Below are 25,693 nucleotides of genomic sequence, written 5' to 3'. Positions count from 1 at the left end.
TAAATAATTTATGAACTAAATTATTAGTTTACCTATTTAAATTTGAGGTGTAAGAATGGTAAATAATATGGATGCAACCGCTCAGAAACTTTTGGAGGTATTTATTAGATTTCATAGATCAAACTGGTACAAAAGTCTCATTGCTAATTTAAGACCTAATGAGATACTGGTATTGTTATGCATTAAGGGCAAGGTTAATGATAAAGAGCTAGGAATTAAAGTTTCTGATATAAGTCGTCTTTTAAAGGTTGCGACTCCTACTGCAACGCAAATAATAAATAACCTTGAAGCTGATGGATTATTAGAGCGCGGTATGGATAAGGAAGATAGAAGGGCTGTTAGAATTAATCTTACAAAGAAAGGAGAAGTTATAATAAATAAGGTCTCTGATGAGTTTCTTTATAGCTTTAACGGGCTAGTAGAATACTTAGGTGAGGATAAAAGTAATGAACTTGTAGACCTTTTATTAAAGGTATTTAGATATTTTAATGATATGGAAATTAAAAATTAAATCATTTTAGTTGACTGGAGAGGATAATTTATGATTAAACTATTTAGGTTTTTAAAGCCCTATGCAAGTTATGTGGCTGCTATTTTGGTGCTTTTATTTTTTCAAGCCTTGGCAGATCTATATCTTCCTACATTGATGTCAGATATTGTTGATAAAGGCATAATGCAGGGAGATACAAAGTATATTTTGAATATTGGAGGTTTCATGCTGATCGTAGCTGCCGGAAGTGGAGTATGTGTTATATTAGCTAGCTTTCTAGCAGCGAGAGTTTCCACAAGTTTTGGAAGAGATATTAGAAGCAAAGTTTTTTCAAGAGTAGAGAGCTTTTCGCTAAATGAATTTGATAAGCTAGGAACAGCTTCGCTAGTTACAAGAACCACTAATGATATTACTCAAGTTCAACAAACCACCTTTATGATATTGCGTATGATGGTTAGTGCGCCTATTATGTGTATTGGTGGTATTATTATGGCGGTATCAAAGGACGCTAAGCTATCTTTGATATTTGCTGTAGTGATTCCTATACTTGCTGCTATTATACTTGTAGTTGCAAAAAAAGGAGTGCCTCTATTTAAGACCAATCAAAAAAGACTTGATAAACTAAATCTTGTTCTTAGAGAGAATCTTACAGGAATTAGAGTAATTCGTGCCTTTAATCGTATTGATGATGAAAAAAGACGTTTTACTAAAGCTAACAAAGATTTAACGGAAACTGCCATAAAGGTAAATAAAATTATGGCTGTCTTAATGCCTATAATGATGATAATAATGAATTTTACGAGTGTTTCAATTATTTGGTTCGGTGGAATCAGAATTGATAATGGAGATATGCAGGTTGGTTCTATGATGGCATTTCTTCAGTATGCTATGCAGATAATGTTCTCCTTTATTATGGTTTCAATGATATTCGTAATGATACCTAAAGCAGAGGCTTCAGCAGTTAGAATAAATGAGGTCCTTGATACTATTCCTGAAATAAAGGATCCTGAGAATCCTAAAAATAGCAGTAATCAAAGAGGTTCCGTGGAATTTAAGGATGTTACCTTTAGTTATCCTGGAGCTGAGCAGCCTGCTATAAGCAATATTTCCTTTAGTGCTAAACCAGGAGAAGTAACTGCCATTATAGGTGGTACTGGATCAGGAAAATCTACACTTATAAGTCTTATACCTCGTTTTTATGATATTGATAGTGGAAGCATTTTAGTGGATGGTGTAGATATTAGACATATATCTCAAGAAGTTCTTAGAGAAAAAATTGGATTCGTTCCACAAAAGGCAGTATTATTTACAGGTAATATAACAGATAACATTAGGTATGGTAAAGAGAATGCCACTTTAGAAGAGGTTGCCCATGCTTCAGAAATAGCTCAAGCTACTGAGTTTATATCTGATATGAAGGATGGCTTTGACTCAGAAATAGCTCAAGGTGGTACCAATGTATCTGGAGGACAAAAGCAGCGTTTATCCATAGCTCGTGCTCTTGTTAGAAGGCCGGAAATATATATCTTTGATGATAGTTTTTCAGCTCTTGACTTTAAAACAGATGCAAAACTACGGGCAGCTCTTAAAGGTGAAACTAAGGAGTCTACAGTTATTATTGTAGCACAAAGAGTAAGTACAGTAATGGATGCAGATAGGATTATAGTTCTAGATGAAGGTAGGATTGAAGGAATCGGTAATCATAAAGAGCTTTTAAATACCTGTGAAGTATATCGTGAAATTGTATCTTCACAGTTGTCAGAGGAGGAATTAGCATGAGTGAAAATAGACAGCAAAAAAATACCATGGGAGCGCGTAGAGGACCTATGGGAGGCCATGGGGGACCACCTATGGGAAGACCTGTAGAAAAGGCTAAGAATTTCAAAGGAACTATGAAAAGACTTATAGGCTATCTAAAGCCTCATAGACTTAACTTTATTTTAGTGTTTATTTTTGCTATTTTAAGTACTATTTTTACTATAGTTAGCCCTAAGATTTTAGGAAAAGCAACCACTAAACTGTTTGAGGGTCTCATGGATAAAGGCAAGTATGCTCAAAATTTATTTAAACCTGAGAATATACCAGATCTTTTAAAGATGCCTGATTTACCAGCGTCCATTAGAAATACTATAAATGCAATGATGGCGAACCCAAAGGCGGCTCAAGGAACAGCGCCTGAAGCCATGGATATTACTAAGATAGATCCAGAGGTTTGGACTTTTATTAGTAAGCATGGTCCTAAAATAGATTTTGCTTATATAGGAAAAATAGTGCTTGTACTAATATGTATATATATCATAAGTGCAGTTTTTGCATATATCCAACAATACATTATGGCGGGAGTAGCTCAAAAGACTGTTTATGATATGCGTAATAATGTGAATGATAAGCTTGCAAGATTGCCCCTTAAGTACTTTGACTCACGTACCCATGGGGAAATACTAAGCCGTGTCACTAATGACGTAGATACTATAGCTGCTACCTTACAGCAAAGTTTAACTCAGCTTATTACATCCGTAGTAACTATCGTAGGAATTATTGTAATGATGCTTACTATAAGCCCTATTTTGACTCTTGTTACTATAGTGACCTTACCTCTTTCTGTAATAGCTACCATGACCATAGCTAAAAAGTCACAGAAATACTTTGCTGAACAACAAAAAACGTTGGGAGAACTTAACGGACATGTGGAAGAGATGTATACTGGTCATAAAATTGTAAAAGTCTTTGGCCATGAAGAAAAATCTATTAATGAATTTAATGAGATTAATGAAAGACTTTATAAGGTGGGATGGAAGGCTCAGTTTGTATCAGGTATCATAATGCCCCTTATGAACTTTATAAATAATATAGGCTATGTTATAATATGTGTGGTAGGTGGAATATTTGTAACTAAAAAGAAAATTGAACTTGGAGATATTCAAGCTTTCATTCAATACTCCAGACAGTTTGGGCAACCAATAGTGCAAACAGCTAATATTGCAAATATACTTCAATCTACCGTAGCCGCTGCAGAACGTGTCTTTGAACTTCTTGATGAAGTAGAGGAGCTTGCAGACAGTGCTAGCGCTGTGGTTATAGAGGAACCTAAAGGACGAGTTAAGTTTGAAGCTGTAAAATTTGGCTATAAGGAAGATGCTATTCTAATGGAGAATATGAATATAGATGTTAAGCCAGGTCAAACTATAGCTATTGTAGGGCCAACAGGAGCAGGTAAAACTACTCTTGTAAATCTATTAATGCGTTTCTATGAAATACAGGATGGAAAGATAACCATAGATGGTGTAGATATTAGAGATGTAAAACGTGGTGATTTACGTAAAATGTTTGGTATGGTGCTTCAAGATACATGGCTATTTAATGGAAGCATTAGAGAGAATATAGCCTATGGCCGAGAAGGAGCCACAGAGGCAGATGTAGTAAGAGCAGCTAAAGCTGCTCATGCAGATCATTTTATTAGAACTCTTCCCGAGGGCTACAATACTATACTAAATGAAGAGGCTTCTAATATTTCACAAGGGCAAAAGCAACTTTTAACTATTGCCAGGGCAATATTGGCTGATCCGGCTATATTAATACTGGATGAAGCTACAAGCAGTGTTGATACAAGAACAGAATTACAAATACAAAAAGCCATGGCTAACCTTATGAAGGGAAGAACAAGCTTTGTAATTGCTCATAGATTATCTACTATTCGTGATGCAGATTTGATACTTGTTATGAATAATGGTACTATAATAGAGCAAGGTAATCACAATGAGCTTTTGGATAAAGGCGGATTTTATGCTGATCTTTATAACAGCCAATTTACTGGGAAAAACAGTGGGATAGAAGCTGTATAATCATAGGCTGCTAGTAAATTAATTTACTGGCAGCTTATTTTACTGTTTATTGGGCACTTTTTATAAGGATTTGAAGTATTATTGTATATAATGCACATACATATAAACTCTTGTTTTAGATATATTAAATATAAATATAGATAAACAGTTTAATCTGATATGATTTATTTTTAGATGAGGAGTGTAACTTATGAACAAAAGGTTTTGGTTAACTAATGTATTGCTTGAAACTGGATTCTCATACAATGATAATGGTATTAATGGAACTAATACAGATATTTATAATCTTTTAATAGAAGGTGGAAAGATAATAGATATTCAAAAAGGTAAATTAGAGAAAATTGATACTGAAGCTATTGATGCAAAAGGACTACTGGCATTGCCATCTTTTGTTGATAAGCATATACATCTTGATAAAGGTTTTTATGGTGGACCCTGGACGGCTAGTACTCCTTTCATAAGTGTTTTTGAAAGAATCAAAGAGGAAGAAGAATTCCTGCCAAAATTTCTTGATTTCACCACAGAAAGAGCTGAAAGCCTTTTAGAGCTAATAACCATGAGTGGTGTCACCCATGCAAGGGTTCAATGCAATGTAGATCCTATAATCGGGTTAAAAAATGTAGAGAGAGTTAGAGCAGCTTTAGAGAGCTACAAAGATAAGCTTACTTATGAATTAGTTGCTTTTCCTCAGCATGGATTACTTAGGAGTAATTCTGTACCATTGATGAAAGAGGCTATGAAAAATGGGGTAAACTTAGTCGGTGGATTAGATCCGGCTACCATAGATAATGATATTGAGGCTTCCCTAAATGCAATGATGGATATTGCGATAGAATATAATTCTGATGTAGATATTCATCTGCATGATGGGGGAAAGCTAGGCATGTATACTATAAAAAGATTAACGGAGCTAGTGGAGGAAGCAAAGTGGCAGGGCAGAGTTACCATAAGTCATGCTTACTGTATGGGGGATAGCACCTTAAAAGAGGTAGAAGATATAGCAGAGAGACTTTCTGAATTAAACATAAGCATTGCTACTACAGTACCTATAAATATACAAGCGCCTCCTATTCCTCTGCTTTATAAAAAAGGTGTAAAGGTTCATGTAATTAATGATAATATTAATGATCATTGGAGTCCTTTTGGAACAGGGGATTTATTACAAAGAGCAAGTAGGATGGCAGAAAGATTTGACTGGATAGATGAATATTCTTTAACTAGAGCTCTAGGTTTTATAACCGATGGCAAAGTCCCTCTCGATTCACAAGGAAAGCAAGCTTGGCCTAAAGTTGGGGATGAAGCTAATATAGTGCTTCTAGAAGCTTCCTGTTCAGCGGAGGCTATAGCTAGGAGAAGCAAAAGAAATGCAGTAATGTTTAAAGGTAAAATTCTATTAGGTAATTTTTGAAAAAATTCTGCATATTTTCATAAAAAAACTATTGCATATACCTTGTAAGTATGATATATTATAGGTGTTGTATAATTACAACATAGGGATTTAATACGATTCAAACATTCCCCTTTTTAGGAGTATAATGTAGATCAGTTTTAAATCTTTAATATGAATAAAAAGGAGAAATGTTTAAATGGCAGATAAGAATTTAATATGCAAAGACTGTTCAAAAGAGTTTGTTTTCACAGAAGGAGAGCAAGCATTCTACAAAGAAAAAGGTTTCGAAAATGAACCACAAAGATGCCCAGAGTGCAGAAAAGCTAGAAAACAACAAAACAATAACAGAGGATTCAGAAGATAATATTGTTTTAAATAAATACCTATAAGAATTTTATTCTTATAGGTATTTTTTTCGCGTTCAATTAAAGATTAATAAGATAATATGTTGAAAAATATCAAAATATGTGGTAGCATAACCTCAACATAGATAAAAAAATATAAAAGAAAGTAAAAGTTTGAAAGGAACTGATTATTGTAAATGAGAGATTTTGAAATATTTACTGATTCCTGCTGTGACTTGCCTCATGAATACGTTAAAGAAAAAAATATTAAATTTGCTGTATTAACCTGCAGCTATAATGGAAGAGATTATTATGATGATTTTGGACAAACATTGAGTTATAAGCAGTTTTTTGAGGATTTAAGAAATGGTGCAAAACCCATGACATCACAGCCGAGTGTAGAGGAATTCTACAAAAAATTTAAATCTATAATAGAAGCAGATAAGGATATAGTATATATATGTGTATCTAGTGGGTTAAGCGGCACTGAAAATAGTGCTAATATTGCAAAAAAAATGATACTAGAGGAAAGTCCTGATGCAAGGATATATATTGTTAATGTGCTCACTGCTTCTCTTGGTCAAGGACTTATGGTAATGAAGTCCATAGAAATGAAAGAAGCTGGGAAGACCTTAGAGGATATAGTGGATTATATTGAGAATAATAAGCAAAGGCTTAATACTTATATTACAGTAGATGACCTACACCATCTAAAAAGGGGCGGTAGATTATCTTCTGCGGCGGCTATGTTAGGGATAGTTCTTCATATAAAACCTATTATGACCATAAACAATGAAGGTAGGGTACTGCCCCTCTTAAAGGTTAAAGGAAGAAAAAATTCTATAAATAAACTAATTGAACTGGTAAAAGAAAGAATTGAAGATCCTGAAAATCAAGTTATTGCAATATGTCATGGAGATTGCTTGGAGGAAGCCTTAAAGCTTAAGGAAGGCCTGTTGAAGGAAATCAGTGTAAAGGATGTCATAATAAATTATACTGGACCGGCAGTAGGAACTCATGGTGGGCCAGGTAATTTAGCTATATTCTTCATGGGAAAGGAAAGACAAAATAGTATAATATAAAATTTTTAAAAAGCGAGGACAAGTTATGGAGAAACCAATGGAAAAAAACCTCAAAAAACAGTTAGGTCTCTTTGATGCTATGACTATAGTAATAGGTATGGTCATAGGCTCAGGAGTATTTTTTAAGCCAGCTATAGTATTTAGAAATGCAGGTTCTCCAACTTTAGGAATATTGGCTTGGGTGATAGGAGGAATTATTGCCATAGCTTCTGGGCTAACAGTTTCGGAAATAGCTGCAGCTATTCCTAAAACCGGTGGAGTATTCATATACCTTAAAGAGTTATATGGAGAGAGGTGGGCCTTTTTATTTGGATGGGTTCAGACTTTAGTGTATGGGCCAGGCTCCTTAGCAGCCTTGGCCATTGTATTAGCAACTCAAATCACATCCTTTATACCACTTACTAGTGCCCAGCAAAAATTATTAGCTATTGCGTTTTTAATTTTTGTGATGACCTTAAATATTATATCTACAAAGCTTGGTAGTAAAATTCAAGGTATAGTAACCGTTGCAAAGCTTATGCCCATTATAGTCATAATACTCTTAGGCTTCACCAAAGGAACTGTTGAAGCTGTTAATTATACCTCTAGCAAATCTATAACCATAGCAGGATTTGGAGCCGCTATTTTAGGAACTTTGTGGGCCTATGATGGATGGATAGCAGTAGGAAATATGGCGGGTGAACTTAAAGATCCTAGAAAGGATTTACCAAAGTCTATAATATTAGGGCTCAGTATAACCATAGTAGTTTATGTTCTTATAAACTTTGCATTAATAAAAATAATTCCTATGGAGTCTGTAATAAATTCAAACAAGCCTGCATCAGACGCTGCTATAGCTCTATTTGGTGAATCTGGAGCCAAGTTTATTTCTGCTGGAATACTGATATCCATTTTTGGAGCATTAAATGGCTATATGATGACAGGGGTAAGAGTTCCCTTTGCTATGGCTCAAGAGAAAGCATTGCCTTTTAGCGGTTACTTTGGTAAGGTGAGTAACCTTGGAACACCAAGAAATGCATTTATATTTGAAGTATTATTAGCCTGTTTATACGTTTTATCAGGATCCTTTGATACTTTGACTGACTTAATTATGTTTGTATTATGGATTTTCTATACCATGACTGTGGCGGGAATATTTATCTTAAGAAGTAAGTTTAAGCATATAGAAAGATCATACAAAGTGCCACTTTATCCAATAATACCTTTAATAGGTATAATAGGAAGTTTGTATATAATAATAAGCACATTATTTTCTAATCCCTTTTATGCTATATATGGAACAGTAATAACTTTATTGGGTCTCCCAGTTTACTACTATTTAATAAAGAAAAGATAAAAAAAGGGAAAACCTCTCTCTAAAATTTTAATAATATGAGAGAGGCTTTTATTTTATTTTTTAAAGTACAGTGCTCTTTCTGTTATGGTTTAAGAAATTTTGAAGATTTATATATAGATATAAAGATTTCCAAAATGTATAATAAAAGTAATTAGTAAAATTATAAGGGGGAATAATAATGCAATATAGAAAGTTTGGGAGATATGATATAGAGGTTTCTTCTATAGGCTTTGGTTGTATGAGACTGCCAATATTAAACGGAGACAGTGGACAAATAAATGAGGATGAAGCAATAAATTTAGTAAGATATGGTATAGACAATGGGGTAAATTATATAGACACAGCTTATATTTATCACAATGGACAAAGTGAAGTTTTTCTAGGTAAGGCTCTAAAGGAAGGGTATAGAGAAAAGGTATATTTAGCAGATAAAAGTCCAGTATGGCTAGTAAAGGAACATGAGGATTTCAATAAATTTTTAAATGAACAGTTAGATAAATTACAAACAGATCATATTGATTTCTATCTTATGCATGCATTAAGCAAAAATACCTGGGAAAATATTAAAAATCTTAGAGTGTTTGACTTTATCGAAGAGGCTAAAAAAGACGGAAGGATAAGATATGCAGGATTTTCCTTCCATGATAAGCTAGAAGTATTTAAGGAAATTGTAGATGCTTATGATTGGGATTTTTGTCAAATCCAATATAATTATATGGATGAATATAATCAAGCAGGAGTGGAGGGACTTCATTATGCAGCGTCTAAAAATATGGCAGTAGTTATAATGGAACCTTTACTTGGAGGTAAACTTGCAAACACTCCACCAAAAGAAGTTCAAGAACTATGGGACACAGCGGATATAAAAAGAACCCCTGCGCAGTGGGGATTAAGTTGGTTGTGGAATCAGCCAGAGGTAACTGTAGTGTTAAGTGGGATGAATTCTATGGAGCAAATATCAGAAAATATAAAAACAGCTTCTAATGCTTTTGTGGGATCAATGAAAAAAGAGGATATTGATATAGTGAATAAGGTGAAAAATAAATATAAAGAGCTTACAAAGGTTAGCTGTACTGCCTGTAGATATTGCTTACCTTGCCCAGTAGGAGTTGAAATACCTAGAATATTCGGTTTGTATAACCAAGGCTATATGTATAACGACTTAAAAAATTGTTCTAATTTATATATGAAAATGGAGGAAAAGAGTAAAGGCAGCTCTTGTGTTAAATGCGGAAAATGTGAAAAAGTCTGTCCTCAACATTTAGAAATTAGAAGACATTTAGAGGAAGCGCATACAGCATTAACTTAATTAATGAAAATCTTCTTATTCAAAAGAAGATTTAAAAAGCGGGAGAATTTTAAGAGAATTCTCTCGCTTTTTTATAATCTAGAAACTTACAGATTAAATTTAGTCCAGTTAGTTCATACCTTTAATTATAATGTGAACGTAAGAAGTGCAGAAATAAGTAGAAGAGGTATAGAAAATTTATAGAATAATGAAGAATACCATTTTTCATTATATTTTTTCTGTTGAAAATCATAAAAGCTATTAAGCTCTTGAGGACTTTCTTTAATATTATTTAAAATTTTATTTTTGTAAAAAGAATCTTTTGCTTTTCTGTACTTAAGATACGAAAAGGATTTAAATAGTCCAGAGTTTCTTATGTGGGTTATAAATGCAATACATAGATAAACCAAACCCATTATGAAAAAAGCATTGCATAGATTAAGAGTTAGTGGCAAATTGTGGTTTTTAGCACAATAAAAAAATAGAAAAGCTAATGAAAAAAATGATAAAAATTTCACATAAATTACCTCCCGTTGAAAGAACTTTTTTAAAAAAATTACGTATATACACTATACAGCATATATTTGGTAAATATGGTTGCTTTGGTATCAAGTGAATTTATTTAACAAATTTATGTCGAAATTATATATGATTTAATTAAGTATATCAAATAAAGACCCAATTGTATAAATATTATTTTTACAATTTTAATTTTTATAGAAAAATGTATTATTCCAATATATTTACATAATATAAATATTATAGAAAAAATTTCATAATAAGTATTGACATTATATATATAATAACATACAATTTTGTTAAAAATATACATAATATTTTCAAAATCATAACAAAAAATTAACAAATCACTTATCTTCGTAATAAAGATCCGCAACAGGACGAAATGTAATCAGTTAACAAATCTTTAAAAAACCTACAGATAAAATCCCTAAAATAGTATGAATTTTAAAATATAAATTATTAATATATAAGTAATTTAATGAGGAGTTCAAAAGTTTACTTAAGCTTATATTAAGGCGAATTTTTTTAATATGTATACAATCAATTATCAGAAATTAATGATAATTTCGATAGTTGATTTATAAAAAATACACACCATCGTATGAAAAAAGGGGGGCTATTTTAAATCAAAAATTTATTTTTTATTTTAAGGAGGGGGCAAAATGAAAAAAAAGTTAATAGGAATCTTTCTATCAGCAGCAGTAGTTATGACTTCAATGGTAGCTCTTGGGGGATGCAAAAAAGATACTAAACCAACCGACACAAAGCCAAATAACCAATTTACAGGAACTAAAATATATAAAGCAACTAATGGAAAGGTAAAGACGCTTAATCCACATACCTATCAATTAGGGCCAGAATCAGATATGTTTCAATATATCTATGAAGGACTTATAACAACAATCTGCAATGAAAAAGGAGATGGATATCAGTTCTTTCCTGTACTTGCAAAGGAAATGCCTAAGATAAGTGAGGATAAAAAGACTTATACCTTTACCTTGAGGGATAATCTTAAATTTAGTGATGGAACACCTATAAACATGGATACATTTATATATTCTTATAAGATGCTACTAGATCCAAAGCTTAAAAATTATAGAGCTAATACTTGTTTTTCAACTATTACAGTAAAAAATGCAAAGCAATATTTTGAAGGAAAGGCTAAATGGGAAGATGTAGGTATAAAAGCCATAGATAAGAATACCCTTCAATTTGAATTAGAGTACGCTATATTAGAAACAGATGCCCTAATCTCACTTTCTTATTCTGCTTTAGTTCATCCAGGACTATATGACAAATATATGAATGCAGACAAAACTGAAACAAAGTATGGAACATCCCTAGAATCAACACCTTCCTTCGGTGCTTATGTTTTAAAGGAATGGGTGCCTGACCAATATTATGTGGTAGAAAAAAATAAAGATTCAGCGCTTGTTAATGTTTATACTCCAGATAAAATTGAAATGAGGGTGGTAGAAGAGCCAGCCACTGTATTCCAATTGTTTGAAAAAGGTGAAATTGATTATGCTAACGTACCTCAGCCTAATTTAGATAGATATGCGGAAGATCCAAGGCTAGTATATGAGGAAGATGGCGGAGTGTTACAGCTTAATATAAATATGACCTCTAAAGCACAACCTGTGTTAACAGATGTTAATTTCAGAAAGGCTTTATTTTATGCAATAGATAGGCAGAAAATAGCAAAAGATATAGGTAAAACTCATAAGCCAGCAGCTTATGTGATGGGTTCACCTATGACTATAAAGGCAGGTGTAACATACCGCGGTACTGATGAAGCTAAAGCTATTATACCTAAAGACAATGGAAAAGATGATAAATTAGCACTAGAGCTTTTTAGCAAAGCTTATGAAGCTAATGGAAAGAAAAAAATATCCATAGAGCTACAATATGGTGATACGGGAGAACAAAATAAGCTTAGATCTGAATTTCTAAAGAATAGCTTAGAATCGCTATTTGGAAAAGATAAATTTGAATTGAAGCTAAAAGCAGTACCATGGCAAGTAGGTAATGATAATATGAAAAAAGGAGATTATGATTTAGGCTTTATGCTATGGGGGGGCGGAAACCCATTTAACCCTTGGTCAAAAATGCAAGTATATACTTCAGACTATGGATCAAAAAGTGATCAATTTAAGAATAAAGAATTTGATGAGTTATACAGGAGAACCACAAAAGGAGATTTATTGTTTAAAGATAAGGAAAAGCTAGATGCTCTTGTAAAAATGGAGAAGTTAATATTAGATGAAGTTCCATTTATACCTATATTAGAATATAGAGTACCAGTTATGATATCAGATAAGATTAAAACAAAGACTGACGGAAAGTATGTTACTGGAGTTGGCTTTGCTATAATACAGTCTGAGTTTACCAGATAGCATAGCAAGCCGCAAAGATGCTTAGATAGATATTTGTAGTTGTTACTTTTTTTAAGGTAGAATCAAAGCTATGAATATCTATCTAGCTTTACATAAGATAGAATACGGCAGCAGTTAATATATATTAACTATAGTTTTTAAGATTTAGTTGGTTTAGAAAGGGGTAAATCTATGATTAGATATATAGCTGAAAGATTGGCAGCTTTAATGTTAACTTTGTTCATAATAGTTTCAGCATCATTTTTTATATTAAGATTAATGCCTGGTAGCTTCGTAAGTGATCCATTTATGACAGAGGATGTAAAAAAAGCTATAGAGGCTAAGTATCATTTAGACAAGCCATTAATAACTCAATATGGGTATTTTTTAAAGGATTTTGCTAAATTAGATTTTGGAGTATCTTTAACGGTGAGGCCAAAGGTGCCAGTAAATGAAGTAATTCTGTCTAAAATACCTACCACATTACAGATTAATATATTTTCTCTTATACTTACAGTTCCCACAGGTATTATTTTAGGGATTATAGCAGCGCTGAAAAAAAATACTTGGATAGATCATTTAATATCGGTAAAGGTTATAGTGTTTATATCCATACCATCCTTCATTTTTGGTACAGTGCTGCAGTATTTAATAGGCTTTAAATTAGGTTGGGTTCCTATATTGGTAAGTACTGAAAGCTCCCTTACTATGTCAAAGTTTATATCCATGATACTTCCTATATTAGCCCTATCTTTTGGAGGAATAGCTACTATAGCAAGATATATGAGGGCAGAGTTAAGTGAAGCTTTAAACTCAGATTATATGCTGTTAGCTAAGTCAAAGGGGCTGAATCAAGTTCAGGCTACATTAAGACATGCTATGAGAAATTCCTTTATACCATTAGCTAATATAATCATACCTATGTTTCTGGGTGTACTAGGGGGGTCCATGGTTATCGAAAGGATATTCGGAATACCTGGTATGGGAAATGCATCTATAGAAGCCATTAATGGTCAAGATCATACCATGACTATAGGCATTATGTTCTGGTATTCTTTAATAGGTCTTATAAGTGTGCTGATAGTTGACCTTTCCTATGGAATAATTGATCCTAGAGTTCGGATAGGAGGTAGAAAGTAATGACAGAAAATGATTTAAGTACTAAATTTAGATTCGTGCAATTAAAGGATGACATTAAGGATCAGAAATTTGAAGGAGAAGCGGTAGGCTTCTTTAAGGATGCAATGCTTAGATTTTTGAGGAATAAAGCCTCTGTAGCTGCAGCTATCTGCATTTCTGTGATTGTTATCTTTGCCATAATAGGACCATCATTAAGTCAATATGGATATGATGATCAGCATGTTAAGTGGCAAAACCTGCCTCCTAGAATACCTGTGCTAGAGAAGCTTGGAATTTTTGATGGCACTAGGGAAATGAAAGTAAGAAAGTCTAACATAGAAAGCAAATACAAGGATTCAATGGTTAAAATTGTTAATCAGTATACAGAAAGAAATGTAGAAATGGCTACAGTTAAAGTTAATATGTATAAGCAGCTAGAAGCTGAGGGTAAATACTTTTGGTTTGGAACAGACTATCTTGGAAGAAGTATGTGGACTAGGCTTTGGAGAGGCGCAAGAGTATCTTTGTTTATAGCAGCTTTAGCAGCAGTAATTAATGTAGTCATCGGGGTAATATATGGTTCCATCTCTGGATACTATGGTGGTATGGTGGATATGATTATGCAGAGATTTATTGAGATAATTACAGGTATTCCCACGTATGTTGTGTTAATTTTATTTATTCTTTATTTTGGTACAGGTATATTCCCTTTATCTATGTCCTTAGTTATGACTGGATGGGTAGGTACTAGTATAATCATAAGAGCTCAATTTTATAGATTTAAAGGGCAAGAGTACGTGCTATCCTCAAGAACCATGGGTGCTAAGGATAGGAGATTAATATTTAGGCATATTCTTCCTAATGGTATAGGGCCTGTTATAACTTCAACCTCTTTAGCCATACCCTTAGCTATCTTTTACGAGTCTATGCTGGCTTATTTGGGATTAGGACTTCAAGCTCCGGAACCTTCTATTGGAGTATTGTTATCTGAAGGACAAAAGGTTTTATTATCTTATCCTTATCTAACTTTATTTCCAGGAATAGTTATTTCTCTATTAATGATTTCCTTTAATTTATTGGGTAATGGACTTAGAGATGCATTTAATCCGACTTTAAGAGGAAATTAATAAGAAGGTGGGAGTTAATATGGAAAATAGAAATAAGATAATAGAAGTAAAGAATTTATATGTAACCTTTAATACCTTTGCAGGTAAGGTACATGCAGTTAGAGGAGTGAGCTTTGATCTATATAAGGGTGAAACCTTGGCTATAGTTGGAGAGTCAGGTTCTGGTAAATCTGTAACCAGTAAAAGTATAATGGGTATACTAAGCAAAAATGCTAATATAGAAAGAGGAGAAATTCTCTATGATAATAAAGATTTAACTAAATTACAAGATAAGGAATTTTCGAATATTAGAGGTTCAGAGATCGGTATGATATTTCAAGATCCCATGTCTTCTTTAGACCCAGTAATGAAAATAGGAAAGCAGATTACTGAGGTTTTAAGGATAAAGCATAAAATAAGCAAGGAAGAATCAAAAGCAAAGGCTATTGACCTTATGAAGGCAGTGGGTATACCTCAGGCAGAAAAGCGATATAATCAATATCCCTTTCAATTTTCTGGTGGTATGAGACAGAGGATTGTAATAGCAGCAGCTCTTGCTTCTAACCCCGATATATTAATATGTGATGAACCAACTACAGCTCTAGATGTTACAATACAAGCACAGATTTTAGAGCTTATAAAAGATATCCAAAGGGAAAAGAACTTATCTGTAATGTTTATAACTCATGACTTAGGTGTAGTGGCTAATGTGGCAGATAGAATAGCAGTTATGTACGCAGGAAAAATTGTGGAGTATGGAACCACAGAGGACATATTCTATAATCCTCAACATCCTTATACCTGGAGTCTATTAAGCTCTATGCCAGATTTAAATACCAGCTCTGAAGATGAATTATTTGTTATACCGGGTACACCACCTAATATGTTGTATCCACCTAAAGGCGATGCTTTTGCTGCTAGAAATAGGTTTGCCATGGAAATTGACTTTGAAGAAGAGCCACCTATGTTTAAAGTAAGCGATACGCATTACGCAGCAACATGGTTACTTCACCCTAAGGCACCTAAAGTTGAAATCCCAGAAATTCTTAAAAAGCGTATAAATATGCAAACACAAAAGGAAGGTGTTCTAGTATGATGTTGGAAAATAAAGAGCTAGTGCTAGAAGTTAAAAATTTAAAGCAGCATTTTACTAGCGGTCGTGGAAAAAATAAAATCACTGTAAAGGCTGTAGATGACATAAGTTTTAAGATATATAAGGGAGAAACTTTTGGGTTAGTTGGAGAATCTGGCTGCGGAAAAACTACTACAGGACGAACTATTATAAGATTATATGAAAGCAGCGGAGGAGAAGTTTATTTTAATGGCAAGTTAATATCCGGAAAGATATCTAAGGAAACTCAAAAAGAAGTAACTAGTAAGATGCAGATGATATTTCAAGACCCCATAGCTTCCTTAAATCCAAGAATGACAGTAAAGGAAATTATAGCTGAGGGTCTAAAAATAAATAAGCTTTGTAAAAATGAACAGGAAATGATGGAGCTAGTATATGAGATGCTGGAGACTGTAGGACTCACAAGGGAGCATGCTAATCGCTATCCCCATGAATTTTCTGGAGGTCAAAGACAACGTATAGGAATAGCTAGAGCTTTAGTAGCAAAACCAGAGCTCATAATAGCAGACGAACCAATATCCGCTTTAGATGTATCTATTCAAGCACAGGTTTTAAATCTTCTAAATAATTTAAGAAAAAAATTCGGGTTAACAGTACTATTTATAGCCCATAACTTATCTGTTGTTAAATATTTTTCAGATAGAATAGGGGTTATGTATTATGGTAAATTAGTAGAGCTGGCTGAAGCTGAGGATCTGTATAAAAACCCTATACACCCATATACCAAGGCTTTGCTTTCTGCTATACCATTGCCAGATCCTCTATATGAAAGAAAGAGAAAACGTATATTTTATGATGCTAGCATCCACAATTATGAGGTAGAGAAGCCTTCTTTGGTCGAAATAGCACCTAAACATTTTGTATATGGTTCTCCAACGGAAATAGAGGAATATAGAAAAGCACTATGAAGTACTCCTTTTAAAGATTTCATAATTATAGATATTAATTTATAAAATTATGCGCTCTATGGCATATTTCATTAAGAGAAATGAATATCTACAGTTCTTAAGAGGATATTAGATATCTATTATTTTCCCCACATTTTTTAACAGGGGAGATTTTTCATCACACATTTTATTGGTGAAAAATCTCCTCTTTAGTTCTATAATGAACTTTTAGTTATACCATCAATTATTAAAAAATCACTTTTATTGAGAGTTAGTAATATAATAAACTATAATCAATGTTATCATTGGAGAATTAAATGGATAACCTAAAATGTCTTTCACCCAATGAACTTGCAGCACTTGCAGCAGTAGTTGGCGTTGCTATTGCACAGAAATTAGATATCGATGAGCAGAATGTAGTGGGAGCTTTTATAAATGTAGTAGGAGATATAGTCTCATTAATAGCTGCCCAAGGAGAATTTCTTATATCTGAAGAAGAGGATAGCTCAGAAAATGGGGATGGCAAGGGAAATGAAGATTTACAAAAGCAGATTGATGAACTAAGAGATTATATTAGAGCACTAGAATGCAAAATTAATGGACAATAAAGAGTCTGTTATAAAAAAGAAACTGCATTAGAAAATTCCTATGCAGTTTCTTTTTTTACATTAAATTTGATGTTATTGCTTATTTATAATTTGTATTTATTTACCTTGGGTTTTTAGTTATATATACCACCAGTTATTAAAAAGCCACTTTCCATTTTCATAAATAAGCTGGCTTTTTTGAGTGAGAATATCTCCACCTGTATCTTTAGAAAAGTGTAAATATAATATATTATCTTTCTGTGTTACATCTAGACTACATTCCTCTTCATAGAGTACTCGCATACCTCCCTGACCTATTTTCACATAAAGCCTTCCGTCCATTTCCTTACAAAAGGTTTTTACTATATCTTTTGCTACAGCTTCAGTAAAATAGTTCTTTAGGTAATTTAATAGCTCTGTGGAATCTTTATAATTTTGCACTAATCCATAATTGTCTTTTGAATATCTATCATCAAAGTTTTTACCGTTAAATAGAGTTCTTAAAGCTTTGTCTGCCTTTAAGGCTATTTCCTTCAAATTTTCTTTTGATAAGGCTTTAATTTCTAGTTTAGCTTCTACGTCTTTGCTATACTCTTTAAGAGTTCCCTTTATTTTATATACACCAGGGGAATAAACGGGAATATTATTGCTTTCCCAGTTTACAGTTATATCTTTTGAAGAATTATTTTCGAAGGTGACTTTTACTTTTTCGGGAAGGGAATAAGTTTCTCCTTGATATATAGATATATTGATATTATCCATAGAAGTTATTTTTGGAAGATTCTTTTCTGGTTCTGAAACCGTTGAGTTAGCTTCTGAACAGCTAAGGGCTGTTAGAATTAGAATTAGGTTCAAAACCAAAAAGAGCCTTTTGAATTTGTTTTTCATGGTCATTGCTTCCTCCTATAATCAGAAAAGTTGTGCTAATAAAATTTTACAATATATGGAAAGATACTTCAAAGGAATCTTGTTTATAAAATAAGACAGTAAAATTAAGAAATATATATTATTTTTAAATTATGGTAAAATGTATGTAGATTTTAATAGAATTTGTGAGGGGTGAGAGCCTTGATATCCATGATGACTTTAACTAAAAATCATAGCATACAGCTCTATGACAATATAGAAAATATAAGGGATAAGGAGTATAGCTGGTGTTGGGTAGATTTTTATAATCCGACTATTGAAGAAGAAAATTGTCTTAAAGAATTTTTTAATTTTCACTCTTTGGCTATAGAGGATAGCCTACAAAACTATCACAGGCCTAAGCTAGATTATTATGAAGATCATGACTTTTTTATTTTAAACTCTTTAAATGAAGTAGATCTTAGTGCTGACAGTATAGGGGTTTTTATTGGAGAAAAATATATTGTTTCTGTTCATAAAACCTACTCTAATGAAATTGAAGAAGCCTGGAGAAAAGTAAAGGATGACAAGAAGAATTGGAATAAAGGAGTATCCTATGTTTTTTATGCTATATTAGATGAGATAGTAGATCAGTTTTTTCCTGCTATATATGAAATTGAAGATAAGCTAAATCAAATTGATAATAATGAAAAAAAGGAATCCGTTAATAAATTAGTAGAAAAAATATTTGCTATAAGATCAGACTTACTAAAACTCAGAAGAATAATAAATTCCATGAGAGATCTGTTATATAGGATGATTGAATCTGAAAGACTTCATTGGTTTAAATCAAATAGGATATACTTTAGTGATATATACGATCATTTAATTAAGCTATCAGATATGATAGAGGCTAGCAGGGAAATCACCTCAGATATGAGAGATAGTTATATATCTATAAACTCTAATAGAATGAATGCAAATATGATGGTTTTAACGGTAATATCCACTATATTCATGCCCCTAACCTTTATTGTAGGTATCTATGGTATGAACTTTAAGAATATGCCTGAGTTAGATTGGGAATATGGATATTTTATTGTGCTATTTTTTATGGCCCTTATATCATCTATTATGTTTTTATGGTTTAAAAGAAAAGGTTGGTTTAATAGTGATAAATAATCTTACTTAGATTTTAGTAATTATACATAATAAAAATGGTTTACGAAGCCCTATAATAATTTGCAAATAGAAGAAGATAAAATGCTAGTATCATAATAGATTTAATCCAAGAATCCCTAGAGTCATTAAAAGACTTTAGGGATTTATAATATAATTACTGTTACGCCTAGTAGGAGGCTGTGAAAAAAGGTGTTCTATAGGTTTCACTACACCACGCGTGGAGCCCCACGAGCGGCCCGTGAAAAAGAACACCTATGTTTTTCACATCCTCCTATAGTTACGCCAGTAAAAATATTCTTTGATTAACATGCTTTAGATAATTTGTTCATGATTGCATAAGCTACTCCATGATCATTGTTATCTAGAGTGGTAAATTTGCAGATTTTTTTAACTTCCTCTTCAGCATTGCCCATAGCCACGCTATAACCAGCTTTCTTTAGCATGGTTATATCATTGTAGTTATCTCCAATGGCCATTACGTCCTTTAAACTTACGTTTAAGGTGTTTGCAAGAATCTCAAGGGCACTTCCTTTAGAGGCATTTTTATGAACCATTTCAAAATTATTTGCGAAGGAAGAAAAAACATATAGATTATTATTATTCATAAAGTGCTCTTTGCCTCTAAGTCTCTTTTCATCATCTAAAGAAATAACCATGATGTTATAGAATTCCTCAGTGGTCTCTAAAATTTCTTTGTAGCTATCTACAGGAATTACACCCTTTTGGCCTTTTAATATGGAATACATATATTCAATTTGTTCAATATCTATGGCTGCATTTCTAGCTTTTAAATTTTCAATTTCTTCACTTAGGTACTCAAAGCCTTTATGGAAAGAAAAGATACTGTGGTCATTAGATATTTCGTAGAAATATTTATTGTCTTCAAGCCACCCTAAAATTGACTTTACTTCTTCTTTTGATAAGGAGATTGATTCTAGCTTTTCTCCTGTATTTAAATGAATGGAAGAGCCATTATTGCTAATAATATGAGTGTTTAATCCAGCCTTTTTTAATATTGATAATACATCCTTTTGTGCTCTTCCAGTAGCTATGCTTACCTGGATGCCTTTATCTTGAGCATGTTTTATAGCCTTTATATTTTCTTCGCTTATTTCATGATTATGGTTAAGCAGTGTACCATCTAAATCAATAGCTATCAGTTTCATAAAATCCTCCATCATAATTTACTATAATTAAGTTAATATTCTTTTCATTTAATATGTTGAGCAGGGGCTTAGGCGGTAATTGATCTGTTATGATTATATCTACATCCTCCAGCTCTGCTACTTTATATACAGCATTATTACCGAATTTTGAGTGATCGGCTAATATAATGACCTCTTTTGATTGCTCTATCATTTTTCTCATTACCTCAGCGTCCTCTGGATGAGATACTGTCACTCCCTGAGCCGTTAGACCTAAGGCTCCTAGGAATACCTTATCTGCAAAGTAGTTAGATAGCATGGACAGGGCGGCACCACCATAAAGAAATCTGTGTTCATGGTTTAACTGTCCCCCTAGCAAATGAATATCTACACCTTGCTTATTTGTAAGTATATCTGCTACATTTATAGAATTTGTTATGACAGTGCAGTGATTTACAGATATAAATTCTGCAGAGGCTTGTACTGTAGTGGAAGTATCCATTATAATCGTATCTTCATTCTTTATTAGGGTAGCAGCTAATTTGCCGATATGTCTTTTGGTTTCATACTCATATTTCAATCTATCATTATAATTTGTTATTACCTTTTGCTCCGGAGGAAGGATAGCGCCCCCATGGGTTCGCAATATGGAACCTTGTTTTTCTAGATTTACTAAATCTCTTCTGGCAGTATCTCTAGAAACGGAAAATAATTTGCATATATCTTCTACATTAATTCTTTTATGTTTATTTAAATGCTCTAGAATAAGAGTCATTCTCTCTTCTTGAAACAAAGAAGTTCACCTCTTCACATGTATAAATCTTTTATAATTCAATTATAAGTGATTATAAGTTTTTGGTCAATATATTTAAGTAAATATAAGTAGATGTGCTTAGACACACTTAAGTATTGCTAGATTAGTGCTTGGGTATAAATACACAATTGAAATGTTATTTGGGTTATTATACAATATAAGTAAGGTGGGGGTGGAGGTAGATATGAGCAAAAAGTTTAAATTATACTTGATTATTGGAATCTTGTTAGTTTCTACTACTATTATTGTGCTTGGTAGAAATAACAAGCTATATGAATATGGCAGCGCTAAAGAAAATGCAAGTTTTTATGCACAGGCTTTCGACATAAATATATGGGCTCTATTTGAAGATTTTGTAGATAATATGAATGATTTAGATAAGTCACTAAAGAATATATCAAATAAGGGTTATTTCACAGAGGAAGACTTTGAAGATATAAAATTTACTCAAAAAAGGATAAGAGAGCGTTTTAAACATTTATCAAGTATAAGGACTCTTAAACAAACAGGCAAAAAAGAAAAAAATGGAGTAAGTTTAGAGTCCAATATTGCAGCTACTAGTGTGAGCATGGTTATCTACGATATTAAGGGTGATAATAACAATAATCGTGAAGAAAAGTATGAAATCAATGAGAAACGTAAAATAAGAATAGATATGTTAACTAAAACTTTTCAAGAAATAAGAGAGTTATATATGCTTAATAATGAGTTAGCTAAAGAGGATAATTGGATAAAATATATAGATAAAATGGAGGTAATTTTAAATAACCTAGATTTAAAGAATAGAAATATAGACAAAAAGATATAACCCTTAAAAAAGGGTTATATCTTTTTGTTATGGAGTAATAGCGATTTTTATAACATCTTCATTTTTACTTTGGAAAAGCTCAAAGGCCTTCTCAGCTTCAGATAGCTTCATGTGATGAGTGATTATAGAAGTTAAATCTATTTTTCCTATTTCTATCATGCGGAGCAACCTTTCCATATGACCTAGGTAGCCTAAGCCCATTTCTATACGAATATTTTTTATGCAGATTTCGTTCATAGGTAAGGATATGTTGCCTCCATATAAGGCTACTAAGGATACTCTTCCCCCTACACCTACGCATCTCACTGCCTGTTGAAGGGTAATTTCTGAGCCAGCAGCGTCTATGGCAACATCAGCACCTTTACCACCGGTTAATTCTTGTATTTTTTTTAATGGGTCCTCCTCAGAAGATAGTATAATGTGAGTAGCTCCAAGGTTTTTGCCTACTTCTAAGCGGAATTTATCCTTTCTCCCTACTAGAATTATCTTTTCTGGAGAGAAGAGTTTAGCACATTCTACAGCGGCAAGACCTACGGGACCACCACCAAAGATTACTACTGTATCTCCTACTTTAACATCACCTTTTTCTACAGCGAAAAATCCCGTAGATAAGATATCTCCTACAAATAGCGCTTGTTCATCTTTTATATTATTAGGAACAGGTAACAGGACTGTATCCCCAAAAGGAATACGCATATATTCGCTATGAGAACCAGGGAGATTGCCAAATTCAGCACCGCTTCCATGAATCCCTCCATTAATACAATGCTCTATATGCCCAGCTTTACAGTTGAAGCATTGACCGCAGTAGGGTGCTGCGGGGCCTATTACTCTTTGACCTATCTTTATATTTTTAACCTGAGAACCTATTTCCTCAACGACCCCTACATACTCATGACCTAAAACATAGCCTGGAGTAGTAGGTATATGACCCTGCACCAGATGCACATCGCTACCGCAAATAGTAGTCATGGTAACGCGAATAATCACATCGGATGGGTTTATTAGTTTAGGTTTTTCAACTTCTTGTAACTTCACTTCATTAAGCTTATTGTATATTAAGGCTTTCATATGTAAAACTCCTTTCAAATATATAAAAATAATACTTTACACCTATATGTTACATATATATCTATAATATTACAATAACATATTTAAGGTAAAGAGAACTTAATATGAACCTAATACATATTTCGAATTGATAATGAAATAATCAAAGTTAGCGAAAAGATGTTGTCTAAAGCCATATGTGATTAGAAAAAAGATAAGACTAATGTTTAATTTTTATTACTATATTAAATCTAGTAAAAATAGATAAAGACTATTAAGTTTACAAATATACTTAAAACTACTTTATTTATATCGAAGCTATAAAATTATAGATGGAGGTTAAATATGGAAAGTGAAATATTTAAAGTTATGGTCACCCAGGGAGTGTTCGCTATGTTGTTTTGCTATCTTCTTTTCTACGTATTGAAGGAGAATAGTAAAAGAGAAACTAACTATCAAACAATAATAAAAGAACTAACTAATGTTTTACCAGTTATTAAAGATGATATTGAAGAAATAAAAAAAGAGTTGTTTAAGTAATAATATAAAAATTTTATTATTAATAAATTTAAAGTTTACAATTTACTAAATAATTTATTCTTATTTAGTGTAACAAGATCAAGCTTGATTTTAATAATTATTTTGGGAGGTATTAAAAATGGGATTTAGTTATGCAAATAATGCAAGGGTTATTAATGATTTTTTATATGTAAGAGATGCAAATGGTAATATTATTTCAGGTAGAAGAGTAGATATGGGGGATAACATTACTGTTTTGGACGTTAGTTATTCAAAACAACTAGCTCTTGTTGAATATCCAACACCTTCGGGAGTTAGTACAGGTTATGTAACTAACGCTACTAATTGCATACAGTATTACTATCAGGACCATTATGTAAATGGTTCTACTTCAGAAACTGTATATGATGAATATGGAAATGTACTTGGCTCATTAAATCCATGGGAAAAAGCTACTCCTTTATATAAAAAAGGTGGAAAGATGCATGTTGTTTATAGTACTGACAAAGGATTAAATACCAAGTCTGGATATGTTGTATATAATGGAGGTTTTACTGGATTTGATTCTAATCCAGAGCCTAATCCACCTGGTAAAACATATTCTGATGGATTAGATGCATTAAGATATATATTATGGAGTATGGGCTTTCAAGGAACAATAGATGTAAATACTCCTATAGCCAGTATTATAGTTGGTAACACAGAAATAAGTGCTTCTATAGGAACATCATCAACAATAGCAACTGAAGCCGGAAAGCTATTTAATTTTTCAGTAACAAATGGAACTGTAAGTTTAGCACCTAGTGATTTCCCTATATTAGATTTTCTTAAATTAAAAACCAGACTTGATGAAATAGCTGCAAAAATAAGGAGTGGTAATATAAGTGTTACTATAAGTTCAAAAGGCGAATTTGTCATGGAAATAAGCGTGAACCTTATTAAAACACCGATTTCAGTAAGTAGCTTATATTGTAAAATTAAAATAAAAGCAAATGATGAAGATAATAATTTAAGACAGCAAGCTTATTATAAATCATATAGCCTTTCTGACTATAGATATGCTAGTGTAGCTGTTATAATGGTTATATTAGGGACTGCCTTTGTTTTGAAAGAACTAGCAAGAAGGGCGTTGACACTTTTAGCATATAGATAATTAATTCTGTGAAATATTTTTAACAAGTTAATAGCATGAATTAAAAAAAGTTATTGAAGGTTATATATAATATGTTTTATAATATATGATATATAACCTTTTTTTTTATGTAATGTATAAATATTTATTAGGAGGTATATAAATGAAAATAAGTTATTTTATGACTGAAAGGGATTTTGTTGATTTAAATATATATAATTTAAAAAATGATCCTAACTCAAGGTATTTAACAGTTTTTCTTAGAGTTCTAATACCAATCGCGCTATTTGCCTTATTAGGTATATTTTATTTTATTTTTAAAATCTATACTTTGTTTTCAATTATTATAGCTTTTGCAATATCTATAATTTGGTTTGTGTCTTATCCTATATTAACTCAATATACTTTTAAAAAAATGATATTAAAAAAAATTAGACAATCTAAAAATACTGACATAAATGAAAAAATAGATTTAATAATTGATGATGAGGGTATAACAAAAAACTGTTCTGGGAATATTTCTAAAGTTTTGTGGTCTAATATTGAAAAGGTTACTGTTACAAAAGATCATATATTTATATATGTTAATTATTCATCTGCCTTTATTATTCCAATTAGGGAATTAAAAGATGAAATTGAAAAAGAGATGCTAATTAAATATATAAGAAAATTCATAAACTTTGAGTATTAAATTAAT

At 32.2% G+C, this 25,693-nt stretch carries 24 protein-coding genes; 19 read left to right on the top strand and 5 right to left on the bottom strand.

The features are described 5' to 3' along the window. The first annotated feature begins 55 nt into the window (after positions 1–55). The 8 genes from BN2665_RS25165 to BN2665_RS25130 all read left to right on the top strand — a co-directional run bounded on the left by BN2665_RS25165 (position 56) and on the right by BN2665_RS25130 (position 9,793). The gene (locus BN2665_RS25165) at positions 56–511 is read left to right on the top strand and encodes a MarR family winged helix-turn-helix transcriptional regulator (protein ID WP_055669826.1); all 456 of its coding nucleotides are present in this window, start codon (positions 56–58) and stop codon (positions 509–511) included. A gap of 30 nt (positions 512–541) precedes the next feature. Further along, entirely contained in the window at positions 542–2,269 is a 1,728-nt protein-coding gene (locus BN2665_RS25160; protein ID WP_055669825.1) for an ABC transporter ATP-binding protein, read from the top strand. After that, positions 2,266–4,332, top strand: a complete 2,067-nt coding sequence (locus BN2665_RS25155; RefSeq protein WP_055669824.1) for an ABC transporter ATP-binding protein — start codon at positions 2,266–2,268, stop codon at positions 4,330–4,332. The genes BN2665_RS25160 and BN2665_RS25155 overlap by 4 nt, the downstream gene beginning before the upstream one ends. Positions 4,333–4,522: 190 nt before the next feature. Then, positions 4,523–5,740 carry an amidohydrolase family protein gene (locus tag BN2665_RS25150; RefSeq protein ID WP_055669823.1) on the top strand — a complete coding sequence of 406 codons (1,218 nt, stop codon included), beginning with the start codon at positions 4,523–4,525 and terminating at the stop codon, positions 5,738–5,740. A 178-nt stretch (positions 5,741–5,918) separates the two neighbouring features. Then, positions 5,919–6,086 carry a zinc-ribbon domain-containing protein gene (locus BN2665_RS25145; RefSeq protein WP_055669822.1) on the top strand — a complete coding sequence of 56 codons (168 nt, stop codon included), beginning with the start codon at positions 5,919–5,921 and terminating at the stop codon, positions 6,084–6,086. A gap of 177 nt (positions 6,087–6,263) precedes the next feature. Next, entirely contained in the window at positions 6,264–7,148 is an 885-nt protein-coding gene (locus tag BN2665_RS25140; RefSeq protein ID WP_055669821.1) for a DegV family protein, read from the top strand. Positions 7,149–7,173: 25 nt separating this feature from the next. After that, on the top strand, positions 7,174–8,484 hold the full coding sequence (locus BN2665_RS25135) for an APC family permease (RefSeq protein ID WP_055669820.1): 1,311 nt from the start codon (positions 7,174–7,176) through the stop codon (positions 8,482–8,484). 178 nt (positions 8,485–8,662) lie between these two features. Continuing rightward, the gene (locus tag BN2665_RS25130) at positions 8,663–9,793 is read left to right on the top strand and encodes an aldo/keto reductase (RefSeq protein WP_055669819.1); all 1,131 of its coding nucleotides are present in this window, start codon (positions 8,663–8,665) and stop codon (positions 9,791–9,793) included. 125 nt (positions 9,794–9,918) lie between these two features. Here the strand turns inward: BN2665_RS25130 and BN2665_RS27940 are convergent, their stop codons facing one another. After that, entirely contained in the window at positions 9,919–10,290 is a 372-nt protein-coding gene (locus BN2665_RS27940) for a DUF3899 domain-containing protein (RefSeq protein ID WP_055669818.1), read from the bottom strand. A 666-nt stretch (positions 10,291–10,956) separates the two neighbouring features. On the opposite strand from BN2665_RS27940, the gene BN2665_RS25120 reads away from it, so the two are divergent. The 6 genes from BN2665_RS25120 to BN2665_RS25095 all read left to right on the top strand — a co-directional run bounded on the left by BN2665_RS25120 (position 10,957) and on the right by BN2665_RS25095 (position 17,521). Next, entirely contained in the window at positions 10,957–12,690 is a 1,734-nt protein-coding gene (locus BN2665_RS25120; RefSeq protein WP_055669817.1) for a peptide ABC transporter substrate-binding protein, read from the top strand. Between the two features lie 171 nt (positions 12,691–12,861). Continuing rightward, a complete protein-coding gene (locus BN2665_RS25115; protein ID WP_055669816.1) occupies positions 12,862–13,809 on the top strand; it encodes an ABC transporter permease in 948 nt (315 codons plus the stop codon). Further along, positions 13,809–14,915 carry an ABC transporter permease gene (locus BN2665_RS25110; RefSeq protein ID WP_055669815.1) on the top strand — a complete coding sequence of 369 codons (1,107 nt, stop codon included), beginning with the start codon at positions 13,809–13,811 and terminating at the stop codon, positions 14,913–14,915. Before BN2665_RS25115 ends, BN2665_RS25110 begins: the two co-directional genes overlap by 1 nt. Before the next feature lie 19 nt (positions 14,916–14,934). Beyond that, entirely contained in the window at positions 14,935–15,990 is a 1,056-nt protein-coding gene (locus tag BN2665_RS25105) for an ABC transporter ATP-binding protein (RefSeq protein ID WP_055669814.1), read from the top strand. Then, positions 15,987–16,934 (top strand): ABC transporter ATP-binding protein, encoded by a 948-nt coding sequence (locus tag BN2665_RS25100; protein WP_278335926.1) that lies wholly within the window; start codon positions 15,987–15,989, stop codon positions 16,932–16,934. The genes BN2665_RS25105 and BN2665_RS25100 overlap by 4 nt, the downstream gene beginning before the upstream one ends. A 296-nt stretch (positions 16,935–17,230) precedes the next feature. Continuing rightward, on the top strand, positions 17,231–17,521 hold the full coding sequence (locus tag BN2665_RS25095; protein ID WP_055669813.1) for a hypothetical protein: 291 nt from the start codon (positions 17,231–17,233) through the stop codon (positions 17,519–17,521). A gap of 117 nt (positions 17,522–17,638) precedes the next feature. On the opposite strand, the gene BN2665_RS25090 is transcribed toward BN2665_RS25095, so the two are convergent. After that, positions 17,639–18,388, bottom strand: a complete 750-nt coding sequence (locus BN2665_RS25090) for an Ig-like domain-containing protein (RefSeq protein WP_195892741.1) — start codon at positions 18,386–18,388, stop codon at positions 17,639–17,641. Positions 18,389–18,577: 189 nt separating this feature from the next. Between BN2665_RS25090 and corA the strand changes: the two genes are divergently transcribed. After that, the gene (gene corA, locus BN2665_RS25085; protein WP_055670061.1) at positions 18,578–19,528 is read left to right on the top strand and encodes a magnesium/cobalt transporter CorA; all 951 of its coding nucleotides are present in this window, start codon (positions 18,578–18,580) and stop codon (positions 19,526–19,528) included. A 302-nt stretch (positions 19,529–19,830) separates the two neighbouring features. Here the strand turns inward: corA and BN2665_RS25080 are convergent, their stop codons facing one another. Next, complete coding sequence (locus tag BN2665_RS25080) at positions 19,831–20,694, bottom strand: Cof-type HAD-IIB family hydrolase (protein ID WP_055669811.1); 864 nt, start codon at positions 20,692–20,694, stop codon at positions 19,831–19,833. Continuing rightward, the gene (locus tag BN2665_RS25075) at positions 20,675–21,466 is read right to left on the bottom strand and encodes a DeoR/GlpR family DNA-binding transcription regulator (RefSeq protein ID WP_055669810.1); all 792 of its coding nucleotides are present in this window, start codon (positions 21,464–21,466) and stop codon (positions 20,675–20,677) included. Before BN2665_RS25075 ends, BN2665_RS25080 begins: the two co-directional genes overlap by 20 nt. 205 nt (positions 21,467–21,671) lie before the next feature. Here BN2665_RS25075 and BN2665_RS25070 point away from each other — a divergent pair, with 205 nt between their 5' ends. Continuing rightward, on the top strand, positions 21,672–22,295 hold the full coding sequence (locus BN2665_RS25070) for a hypothetical protein (protein ID WP_055669809.1): 624 nt from the start codon (positions 21,672–21,674) through the stop codon (positions 22,293–22,295). A 27-nt stretch (positions 22,296–22,322) separates the two neighbouring features. Here the strand turns inward: BN2665_RS25070 and BN2665_RS25065 are convergent, their stop codons facing one another. Continuing rightward, complete coding sequence (locus tag BN2665_RS25065; protein ID WP_055669808.1) at positions 22,323–23,366, bottom strand: zinc-dependent alcohol dehydrogenase; 1,044 nt, start codon at positions 23,364–23,366, stop codon at positions 22,323–22,325. Between the two features lie 324 nt (positions 23,367–23,690). On the opposite strand from BN2665_RS25065, the gene BN2665_RS25060 reads away from it, so the two are divergent. The 3 genes from BN2665_RS25060 (at position 23,691) to BN2665_RS25050 (ending at position 25,687) form a co-directional block, all read left to right on the top strand. Further along, entirely contained in the window at positions 23,691–23,885 is a 195-nt protein-coding gene (locus BN2665_RS25060) for a BhlA/UviB family holin-like peptide (protein ID WP_055669807.1), read from the top strand. Positions 23,886–24,003: 118 nt separating this feature from the next. Next, the gene (locus BN2665_RS27685) at positions 24,004–25,017 is read left to right on the top strand and encodes a hypothetical protein (RefSeq protein WP_242866017.1); all 1,014 of its coding nucleotides are present in this window, start codon (positions 24,004–24,006) and stop codon (positions 25,015–25,017) included. Between the two features lie 142 nt (positions 25,018–25,159). Further along, on the top strand, positions 25,160–25,687 hold the full coding sequence (locus BN2665_RS25050; RefSeq protein ID WP_055669806.1) for a YcxB family protein: 528 nt from the start codon (positions 25,160–25,162) through the stop codon (positions 25,685–25,687). Positions 25,688–25,693: the final 6 nt, after the last annotated feature.

Source organism: Desnuesiella massiliensis (assembly GCF_001403615.1).
Taxonomy (GTDB): Bacteria; Bacillota; Clostridia; order Clostridiales; family Clostridiaceae; genus Desnuesiella; species Desnuesiella massiliensis.
Note: the sequence above shows the minus strand (reverse complement) of the source record. Positions and strands in the feature narration are given on the sequence as shown.